The organism is Peptacetobacter sp. AB800, assembly GCF_047807365.1.
Classification (GTDB): domain Bacteria; phylum Bacillota; class Clostridia; order Peptostreptococcales; family Peptostreptococcaceae; genus Peptacetobacter.
This window is the reverse complement of the sequence record NZ_JBLOUI010000031.1, coordinates 19262-29330: the sequence shown is the minus strand read 5'-3', so window position 1 is coordinate 29330 and position 10069 is coordinate 19262. Positions and strand designations below refer to the sequence as shown.

At 28.5% G+C, this 10069-nt stretch carries 9 protein-coding genes; 8 read left to right on the top strand and 1 reads right to left on the bottom strand.

The window, feature by feature from the left end; genetic code table 11:
• Positions 1–405 precede the first annotated feature (405 nt).
• The 4 genes from ACK2WN_RS09090 to ACK2WN_RS09075 all read left to right on the top strand — a co-directional run bounded on the left by ACK2WN_RS09090 (position 406) and on the right by ACK2WN_RS09075 (position 3509).
• Positions 406–606 carry a hypothetical protein gene (locus ACK2WN_RS09090; protein ID WP_006441031.1) on the top strand — a complete coding sequence of 67 codons (201 nt, stop codon included), beginning with the start codon at positions 406–408 and terminating at the stop codon, positions 604–606.
• 203 nt (positions 607–809) lie between these two features.
• Complete coding sequence (gene pepT, locus ACK2WN_RS09085) at positions 810–2033, top strand: peptidase T (RefSeq protein WP_300531251.1); 1224 nt, start codon at positions 810–812, stop codon at positions 2031–2033.
• A gap of 255 nt (positions 2034–2288) precedes the next feature.
• Positions 2289–2441 carry a hypothetical protein gene (locus ACK2WN_RS09080; protein WP_006441033.1) on the top strand — a complete coding sequence of 51 codons (153 nt, stop codon included), beginning with the start codon at positions 2289–2291 and terminating at the stop codon, positions 2439–2441.
• A 24-nt stretch (positions 2442–2465) separates the two neighbouring features.
• Positions 2466–3509 carry a helix-turn-helix domain-containing protein gene (locus ACK2WN_RS09075; protein WP_416155394.1) on the top strand — a complete coding sequence of 348 codons (1044 nt, stop codon included), beginning with the start codon at positions 2466–2468 and terminating at the stop codon, positions 3507–3509.
• Positions 3510–3625: 116 nt separating this feature from the next.
• Here ACK2WN_RS09075 and ACK2WN_RS09070 read toward each other — a convergent pair whose 3' ends face one another.
• Positions 3626–4018 carry a hypothetical protein gene (locus ACK2WN_RS09070; protein WP_416155393.1) on the bottom strand — a complete coding sequence of 131 codons (393 nt, stop codon included), beginning with the start codon at positions 4016–4018 and terminating at the stop codon, positions 3626–3628.
• A 246-nt stretch (positions 4019–4264) separates the two neighbouring features.
• On the opposite strand from ACK2WN_RS09070, the gene ACK2WN_RS09065 reads away from it, so the two are divergent.
• From ACK2WN_RS09065 to ACK2WN_RS09050, 4 genes are all read left to right on the top strand, one after another.
• Positions 4265–4993 (top strand): LytR/AlgR family response regulator transcription factor, encoded by a 729-nt coding sequence (locus ACK2WN_RS09065; RefSeq protein ID WP_416155392.1) that lies wholly within the window; start codon positions 4265–4267, stop codon positions 4991–4993.
• Positions 4994–5104: 111 nt separating this feature from the next.
• The gene (locus tag ACK2WN_RS09060) at positions 5105–6367 is read left to right on the top strand and encodes a GHKL domain-containing protein (protein WP_416155391.1); all 1263 of its coding nucleotides are present in this window, start codon (positions 5105–5107) and stop codon (positions 6365–6367) included.
• A 140-nt stretch (positions 6368–6507) separates the two neighbouring features.
• Entirely contained in the window at positions 6508–9111 is a 2604-nt protein-coding gene (locus ACK2WN_RS09055; RefSeq protein ID WP_300531260.1) for an ABC transporter permease, read from the top strand.
• A 225-nt stretch (positions 9112–9336) separates the two neighbouring features.
• Entirely contained in the window at positions 9337–10011 is a 675-nt protein-coding gene (locus ACK2WN_RS09050) for a hypothetical protein (RefSeq protein WP_416155390.1), read from the top strand.
• The last annotated feature ends 58 nt before the right edge of the window (positions 10012–10069 follow it).

Below are 10069 nucleotides of genomic sequence, written 5' to 3'. Positions count from 1 at the left end.
CACGGTACTGCGATGGGAGCTGTCGCTCGTAAATTAACCAATATAATATTTGCTGTTTTAAGAGATAACAAGCCTTATGTTCCTAATATTTAGTTTTAAATTTTAACTAGCTGTTAGGCTTTTTTGTGATGCAAATTTTTATTTTTAATTTAAAATATTATTATTTTTTTATTACAGCTATTGACTTTTAATAGCTGGTCTTATTGGGGTAGAAATATTGTTTTCTATATTATATATTTTTTTTATTTTAATGTAAGTATTTTAGAGTGATTGTAATGATATTGTAATTTATATAGAAAGGATTACAGAATAATTACAAATATTTGAAATATATTGAAACTTTATTTTTTTTGCTTAGAATAGTATATAAATAATAGCGAACTTTATTTAAAAGGAGGGATTTGCATGGGCAAAATCAATCAGTTTAAGGTAATTGTTTTGGTAGTTATTTCAGGGTTAATTTATTTTATCCCACAGAGTATAGTAAAGAACGGTATATTTTTAAATCCAGAACAAATGGGATTAATTTTTAGTGCGATAAGTATGTTGTTAATACTATTCATTTGGGCGTTGTTTATAATCTTTTTCAAAGGTTTTGATGAGTAAGTAGTATAGTCTATAAAATATAAATTTATATAATAAAAATAAATCAATATGATAAACTTAAAAAAATAATAAAAATTTTCGGAAAAAACAGCTTTTTTTGTTTGAGTTTCTAAGAATTTATTGTTATACTAAAGGAGAAAGGTTTTCTACAGATAATCTGCGAACCTTAAATTTATATTTTTTTAATGGAAGGTGTAAAAGTTATGAAAGAAAAAGTTTTAGAAAGATTATTAAAATACGTTAAAATCGATACTACTTCAGATTCATCAAGTACTACTTGTCCATCAACTGAAAAACAGTTCGATTTAGCTAGAGTATTAGAAGCAGAATTAAAAGAAATAGGATTACAGGATGTTTCTTTAGACGAACATTGCTACCTAATGGCTACATTACCAGCAAATACTGAAGGTGTTGATCCAATAGGATTTATAGCTCACATGGATACTAATGAAGACGTTTCAGGAACAAACGTAAACCCTAGAATAATAGAAAACTACGATGGAAAAGACATAGTTCTAAATGAAGAACTAGGAGTAGTTACTACTGTAGAAGACACTCCAGAATTAAAAAGATTTGTAGGAGAAGAAATAATAGTTACTGATGGTACTACATTACTAGGTGGGGATGACAAAGCTGGTATAGCAGCAATAATGACAGCTATGGAATACTTAGTAAATCATCCAGAAATAAAACACGGTGAAATAAAAGTTGGATTCACTCCAGACGAAGAAATAGGAACTGGTGCAGATAAATTCGACGTTGAAAAATTCGGTGCTAAATATGCTTATACATTAGATGGTGGAGCAGAAGGTGAATTAAACTTCGAAACATTCAGTGCAGCTTTAGCAACTGTATCTATAAAAGGTAAAAACGTTCATCCAGGATCAGCTAAAAACAAAATGGTTAATGCTTTATACATAGCAGGAAAAGTTATGGAATTATTCCCAGAAGATGAAAGACCAGAAACTACTGAAGGATATGAAGGATTCTATCACTTAAATGAATTAAGCGGAAATGTTGATGGAGCTAAAATGATATACTTAATAAGAGACCATGACAAAGCTAAATTCGAAGCAAGAAAAGAATTCTTCGCAGCTAAAATAGCTGAAATAACTGAAAAATACAATGGTAGAGTATCAGTAGAAATACATGACCAGTACTACAACATGAGAGATGAAATAGAACCAGTTATGCATATAGTTGACATAGCTACAGAAGCTATGAAAGAATTAGATGTAGAACCAATAGTTATACCTATAAGAGGTGGTACTGATGGATCTAAATTATCTAAAATGGGATTACCATGCCCTAACTTATTCGGTGGTGGATTAAACTTCCACAGTAAAAACGAATTATTAGTAGTTAGCTCAATGGTAAAAGCTTCTCAGTTAGTTGTTAAAATAGCTGAAAAATTTGCTACTAGATAATTAAATAAATAATAATGAGGTATCTCAAACTACGAGGTACCTCTTTTTTTATGAAAAAATATGGATAATGAAAAATTCTTTAATAATATTATTTTGAATAATGATAGAGATATTTAGAAATAATATTATTGAAGATGTAATTTATAGTTGTTAAATATTACAAAATTAACCTTGTAGGTTAATTATAACTATGTTATTATTGACTTGAAAATAACTATATAAAATACATCAATAAAGTCAAAATGAGGTGATGTATTGAAAGTAGAATATAAGAATAAAGGGATAGAGAAAATTTGTACAAATTTTGATTATGCGCTTGATTTAGTTCATCCATATAGACTTATTTTTGAGAAGAAAGGTGATGAAATTCAAATAGCAAGCATAAAAGAGATAGTGGATTATCATTAAATTTGTTAGGGGGAGGTAATTTTGATGTTAATAAAGAGTAAAACTACAATAGCTATACCACCAGGTGCAACAATTAAAGAACAGCTAGAAGATAGAGAGCTTAGTCAAAAGGAATTTGCAGCTAGAATGGGAATGTCTGAAAAACATATAAGTAATTTAATTCGAGGAAGTGTTAGACTAACACCAGAAGTTGCAATGAGATTGGAAATGGTTTTGGGTATCCCAGCTAGATTTTGGAACAATCTTGAAGCAATATATAGAGAAGATATAGAAAAAATAAAAGAAGAAAATCAAATGGATAATGATTTTGAAATACTTAAAAAAATTCCATATAATGAGATGGTAAAGAATGGATGGATAGAAAAAGTTGATGAAAAATCAGAAAAAGTGATAGAACTTAGAAAATATTTTGAAGTTGCTAATCTTGCTATTTTAAGTAATCCACAATTAAATAAAATAGCATGTAGAAGAACAGCTATAACTCAAAAGAGTGATTATTGTCTTTTAGCTATGGCACAAAAGGCAAAAATAGAAGCAAGGGATAGAAGTATAGAGGCAATAAATATAAAGCAATTAGAAAATAGCATAGAAGAAATAAGGAATTTGACATTGAAAAAAACAACTGAAGTTAGCGAAATTCTTACAGATGTCCTTAGTAAATGTGGAATAGCTTTAGTTATACTACCCAACTTAATGGGATCGTTTTTACAAGGAGCAACTTTTTATGAAGAAAGAAAAATAATAATAGGTATGACAGCTAGAGGAAAGGATGCAGATATATTTTGGTTTAGCCTTTTCCATGAATTGGGGCATATAATAAAAGGTCACATTAATAATACTAATGGAACAACAGAAGAAGATGAAAAGGAAGCGGATGACTTTGCAAAAGATATATTGATTCCTAAAGATGATTACGATTTATTTATAAAATCTGGAAACTTTAGTAAAAATGCAATTGAAGGATTTTCAAATAAATTAGGAATAGCTAGTGGAATAGTGGTTGGAAGACTGCAAAATGATGGATATATTAAATATAGTTGGCACAATGATTTAAAGGAAAAAATATAGAATTACATAGATAGGATTATTTTTATTCTGTAAAAATATAAAAAATAAAAGGACTTTCATATAAACATATTGTTTAAATGAAAGTCCTTTTGTATGTAAATTATCCTATTAATATACTATATAGATTTTCTTCTTTTACTTATAAAATATGCTATATACATTCCTATTGCTACAATCATATTATTAAACACTAAGAAAATATTAGAATAAAAAGTATTAATAAATGAAACTGGTAAGAATTTTGGTGTAGCAAAGAAAACTGATAAGAGAATGCCTATTATTACAGATATAAAACTGACATCCTTGTTAAATGTAGTTAGAACTAGTACAAATACTATTAAGAAAAGCATGTACCCTAATCCGACGAAAATATAAGAATTACCTTCCATTTGCTGATATTTTACCAACGCATTTTTAGAAAGGAATGAGAATAAAAGTATAATTATTGGGAAAATAGCAGCATAAATGTTTAAAAATAACGATTTGAAACTCTTAGAATCTTTAGTCATAATAATCACCTCGAATATTAAAATTTCCTAAGATAGATAAAACCATTAGTTTAATTTAGTATAACAAAAATAGAAAAATAATCAATATTTTCTATAATTTTCGAGTATACATATTTATTATAATTAAAGAATAGATTACTTAAAATTGTAGCATAAACTAACTTCAAAAATTTTATAGATTTTGCAAGATAGTTTTGTTTGTTATATTATTATATTAAAAAGATTATGAAGAATTGAGGAATAGAAATGATTTCGATAGCGATTTGTGAAGACGAAAAGATATATAGAGATAAATTAAAAGAGTTTCTCAAAAAATTCTTGGAACAAAAGAAATATAGTGTAGAAGAATTTGAGAATGGAGAGAGTTTTTTAGAGAGATTTGAAAGTGATGAAAGCTACAGAGAAAATTTGGATATAGTTCTTTTAGATATTCAAATGGATGGTATTAATGGAATGGATGTAGCTAGAAAAATTAGAGAGTGGAACAAAAAGTTGCAGATAATATTTATCACAGCAGTTCCCGATTTTTTAGCTGATGGATACGAAGTTAAGGCATTTAGATATTTGCTAAAACCAATAGGATATGAAGATTTTTGTAAACATTTTGATAAATGCTTAGAGGAAATCGAGGATAATAAAGAAAGCAGCATAATCATAAATGATTTAAATACGGGTAAGACAGTGGTTGTTCCTACAGAGAGCATACTTTTTGTAGAGACTTATGGGAGAAACCTTCTTGTACATACAGAGAAAAGTGTGTACAGACTGTATGAAAGTATAGGAAGTATGGAGGAAAAACTAGATAGCGAGACGTTCTTTAGGGTACATAGAGGATATATTGTAAATATCTCTAGGATTGAGAGTATAAAAGGAAGAACTGCTATAGTTGCTGGAAATGAGGTAATGATTAGTAGAGATAAGACAAAAGAGTTGAAAGAAAGAGTAATGGATTATATAGAAAAAGTAATGAAATAAAGTAGTTGATAATATTATCCTGTGGGGGTGATTAATATAGGACATCATAATTTTTGGATTATATACAATTATTTTGAGTTTGTAATATATTTCCTAATTTTAAAAGTGGATATGGATTTAACTGAAGATAGAAAAAAATCTAGAGCTTTTGGCTGGATAAGTATTTTTGTAATAACATTTTTATTACAGTATTTACTTTATGAATATTTAAATCAAAATAGTTTTGTATTTTTGATAAATACAGCCATATACATGATTTACGCTATTATTAACTACAGTACACCTAAAAAAAGATTGTTCATAAAAACAATATCATTTTTTGCAATAGTAGAATTATTAATTGAAAAAATTTCATATATTTTAGCAGTTGATATTAATGTAATAGTAGAAAATGGAATAGTAGTAAATACAAGAGCTACATGGTTAACTGATTATGAGTCATTAGTAATATCAATTTTAATAACTGTTTTTTCTGTCATTATATATGAGTATATTATAAATGCTAGAAAAAATGATGAGAAAATAAGTATCCCAATAGTATTACTGTTGATTTTAAATACATTTATCATAATAGCTATTTTTAAAATGATATCAATAGTTATAATGGGAGTGGGTAATCATATATATTATGGAATTTTAATAATACTTATGATTCTTGTATCAGATATTTTCATTATTATGACAATGAAGAGTATAGTAAAAGACTATAAGATAAAGAACGAAAATAAAATACTTAGAGAAAGTGTAGATAAAGAGGTTAAGAACTACATAGCATCGAGTAGAGAAAATCAAAAAGTTAGGGAAATGTACCACGATATAAAAAATCACATAATTTGTATAGATGAGCTATATAAATCTGGAAACTCTGAACTAGCAGGTGAGTATATACAAAAAATAGAGGGTAGTTTAAAAAAATATGAATCTGTAAGAAATGAGTTTAACACAGGACATATAATATCGGATTCTATATTGAAGAATAAAAAGAGTATGTGTGATGAGTATGGGATAAACTTTGAGTGCAAGGTAGATTTTTCTAAGTATGATTTTTTAGATATGGCAGATTTTTGTACGATTTTATCAAATCTTTTAGATAATGCAATAGAGGCGTGTTTACACGTGGAACATAGCGATAGGTATATAAAAATAAGCAATAGTATAGTAAATAATTTTAGCCTTTTGATTGTAGAAAATTCAAAGGAAAATGAGATTAAAAAAGACGGAAGTAAGATTTTAACTAGTAAAAAAGATAAGTCTATTCATGGAATAGGTATAGATAATGTAAGAAGTTGTGTAGAAAAGTACAACGGAGATATGAAAATAGATTACGATGAAAGCAGCTTTAAGGTAAGGATTATGATTCCAATTGCTGTTTAGACAGTAAAAACCACCATTAAAACAGATTATATTGTTTAAAGATTTCTTAGATGATAATTTAAGGGTAAGAAATGACTTTAAATTATTTGAGTAAAGGAAATTGAAAGACAATAAATAATCTGAAGAAAGGTGGTTTTTCTATGTGGTATTTTAAGGCAGGGAAATCTTATATTAAAAAATATAAAAATAGGTCTATTTCTATAGGGATAGGCATTGTTCTTGGGATAGCACTTATTGTTGGAGTGGGATCTCTTTCATTTAGTGCAAAGGAACAAAATATCAAACAGACTGAATACGAATTAGGAAGTTATTTTGTAAGATATGGGGATTTGAATGATACTCAAGTTAAGGATATTGAGAATATTAAGGTCAATGGATTAAATGAAGATAATTCTAAATCAAAGAAGAATAATAATCCGAATATATCGAAGCTTGGTCTTTTAACATACTATGATTCATCTACTCCTGAGAGTGATGATTTAATGAATATTGTCAGCGTAAATAGAGAATTATTAGAACTTCAAAATACGGAGCTTATAAAAGGTAATTTTCCTAAAAAGGCAAATGAAGTAGTTATAGAGAAATGGGTTTTAGATAATCTTGAAGTAAAAGCAGAAGTAGGACAAAAGGTAACTGTAGATTTATTTGGAAGAAAGAAAAAGGAAACTTTTGTAGTATCTGGAGTTTTGAAGGACAGAGCCAGAGAAAAATCTTCTGGAATTATGGAAATATTCCTAAATAGAGATTTAAAAAAGAGCAATGAAAAAACAGATGCTTATATAAGATTTAAGGATGATAAAAATATTTTAAAAAATATTTATACAATTTCTGATGCTTTAGGAGTAGATGAGGAACATATAGGAATAAATGGGATGCTATTAGAGGCAATGGGGCAGCTTGAAGAAATTGATTATAACTTAATATATTCGGCAATTGCAGCAGCTATTGTACTTGCAATAGTTGTATACGGAGTATTCAACATATCTATAATACAGAGAATTTCTGAGTATGGGTTGATTAGAGCAATAGGTGGAAAATTATCAGATATAGTCAAACTACTTTTAACAGAGCTTATTTTAATTTGGATAGTTTCCCTTCCAATAGGTGTAGCTGTTGGATATTTAGTAGCGGTATTGCTTAAAAAGGTTTCGGGAAATGTATTTACCGAAATTGCTGTGGAATTGTCGACAATTAGCGTACCTATTGAAATAATAGTATTTGCAGGGGTTGTATCTCTGTTGATAATTGTATTTATAGTGGCTCTTTTGGCTTGGAAAATAAAGAGAATTTCACCAATTGATGAGATTAGAGGAAATATAAAAACTTCTGTGGATAAGAAAAGGAATCACAAAATGATTAGCAGAAGAAGAAAAAATAATAGTCTTTCTTATAGTAAAATTATCCCAATTGAGATAAAGATGGCGATGAAAAATGTTCTTAGAAACAAGAGTGGGTTTGCAATTACTCTGATTTCTATGTGCCTTGGAAGTGTGATGTTTTTAGCTTCTTCATTCTACTCAGATTTGATGAAGGACCAGCAGAAGAAACTAGATGAGGTATCAAGGGTGAATACAGATTTTAAGATAAGTATGAAACCGACAAAACCTATGTATGCAGGATATTCGGCTAAGGATATAGAGGATATTAGAAGTATAAAAGATGTTGAAAATGTAGATGAAATAAGAGGGCTTTATGCTAGGATGTTTTTAAAAGAGGATCAGATTTTAGATAAGGAATATTTTAAAGAGAAAAATAAAGAGCCGTATAATAAAGATGTTCTTGGTGGCTTGTTAGTAGATTGTGGAAATGGGGATAAGATTTTAAAATCTAGTGTATATGGATATAATAATACTCTTCTTAAAAAATTGGATAAACTTTTGGCTAAAGGAAATGTGGATTTAAAAGAGATGAACAATGAAGAAGTAGCCATTGCAATGGTTCCAAAGAATAATGGAAAGTACACAGTAGGTGTAAATATTGGGGATAAATTAAAGGTTACTTTTAGAGAAGATGGTATTTCTAGCGAGGAATATTTTAAAATGACTGATACAGGTGGGAAATATATTACAAAAGAGTTTAAAATTGTGGGTATTGTAAACGAACTTGTGGATTATTCTGCGTATTATCCAGATACAGATTCTGTGCACTTAGTTTTATCAAATAAGCAGTTTGAAAAATTCTCTGGGTATAAAAATGCTCAGATTGTAAATATAGAAATGAAAGACGATGCAAATAGAGAAAAGGTAGCAAAACAAATCTTTGCTATAGCGAATAGAACTAATGGAAATGTATTTTCTGATTTAACTGAGGAAAGAATGACACTAGCTGCTATGGAAGAAAATAAGCAAATGTTTATAAATGCGATTATAGGGATATTATTCTTAATCAGTATTATCAATATAGTGAATAATATCAAGTATAGCATGGTTTCGAGAAGAGCTGAGTTTGGAATAATCAGAGCTGTTGGTGCTGATAATAAGATGTTTAGAAAAATTGTGTTATCTGAAGGATTGATGTATGGGTTGTATTCTGGTGTGATTTCAGTAATTGTTGCACTAATAGTATGCTGGGGAATATACAGTCCTATGGCAGAATTCTTGATTTCGCCAAAATTCTTGGTCAATCCAATTACATTTGCAGGGGTATTTTTAATGAACGTTGGATTGGGAGCATTGGTTTCTTATCTGCCTTTTGTTGAGATGAGAAATATCTCGATTGTAGAGTCTATTGAGAGAACAGAATAAAAAAATAAAAGCAAGAGAATAACCTATTATTTGGCTATTGCTCTTGCTTTTTTATATATAAACTATATTAATAATTTAGTTATTAAAATAAAAAACTTTAGAAAAAATTAAGAGATAGTTAAGATTACTTTAATTGAAAATAAGGATATTAGGCATTATCATATAAAGTAAGAAGAAGCACTAAATTACAAGATAATAAATTATTCTTTTGTGGAGGATTTAAATATGAGAAAAATACTTATATCAGGACTAATTATAGCAACAGCATTTTCAGCTACAGCTTGTAAAAGTAATGTAAAGTTCGATGGTGAAAGAACAGGAAATGACTCAGAGTTTATTTTAGAGTACGAAATGTTTAATGGATCTGATTCTCAGGATTTGAAATTGCAAAAAGGGGATTCCCTAGAGGTAGATGTTTTAAATGACGGAGGGACTTTAAATCTGGATATAGTGAAAAAAGATGACGGAGAAACTCTATACGAAGGGGAAAATTTACGGACATCATATTTTGAAATTAAAGCACCAGAAGATGGAATATATGAGGTTACTGTAGAAGGAGAAAAAGCTGTGGGAGAAGTTACAGTAGAAAGAATAGAACGAGAAGAAGAAAGTAACTCAGATGGTTATGTTGTATTTAGTGAAGAAAATATGCCTAAAGCTGCAGTAAAAATTGTAGAAAAGGCTATGGGAATAATGGAACTAGAAAAAAATGACCAGGCTGAAATGATAATAAAAAACGGGGAAGACACAAAAGTAATAGTATACAAAAATGGAAACAGAGATGAAGCTAAAGAAATAAAAATATCTAACAAAGTAGTAAACGGCGCAGAAGGGAAATACCTAATAAAAATGAATAACCCAAAAGAAAAAGGTGGAGTTACTATAGAAAGAATAGATTAATTTATAAAGGCTATGATATTAGTAATTTTTATTAGTATGTAAATTTAAAGGGGTATGG

Excerpts from the sequence above, each read along its gene's own strand:
- ACK2WN_RS09090 (WP_006441031.1), top strand. The coding sequence starts at position 406 with ATGGGCAAAATCAATCAGTTTAAGGTAATTGTTTTGGTAGTTATTTCA.
- pepT (WP_300531251.1), top strand. The coding sequence starts at position 810 with ATGAAAGAAAAAGTTTTAGAAAGATTATTAAAATACGTTAAAATCGAT.
- ACK2WN_RS09075 (WP_416155394.1), top strand. The coding sequence starts at position 2,466 with ATGTTAATAAAGAGTAAAACTACAATAGCTATACCACCAGGTGCAACA.
- ACK2WN_RS09070 (WP_416155393.1), bottom strand. The coding sequence starts at position 4,018 with ATGACTAAAGATTCTAAGAGTTTCAAATCGTTATTTTTAAACATTTAT.
- ACK2WN_RS09065 (WP_416155392.1), top strand. The coding sequence starts at position 4,265 with ATGATTTCGATAGCGATTTGTGAAGACGAAAAGATATATAGAGATAAA.
- ACK2WN_RS09060 (WP_416155391.1), top strand. The coding sequence starts at position 5,105 with ATGGATTTAACTGAAGATAGAAAAAAATCTAGAGCTTTTGGCTGGATA.
- ACK2WN_RS09055 (WP_300531260.1), top strand. The coding sequence starts at position 6,508 with ATGTGGTATTTTAAGGCAGGGAAATCTTATATTAAAAAATATAAAAAT.
- ACK2WN_RS09050 (WP_416155390.1), top strand. The coding sequence starts at position 9,337 with ATGAGAAAAATACTTATATCAGGACTAATTATAGCAACAGCATTTTCA.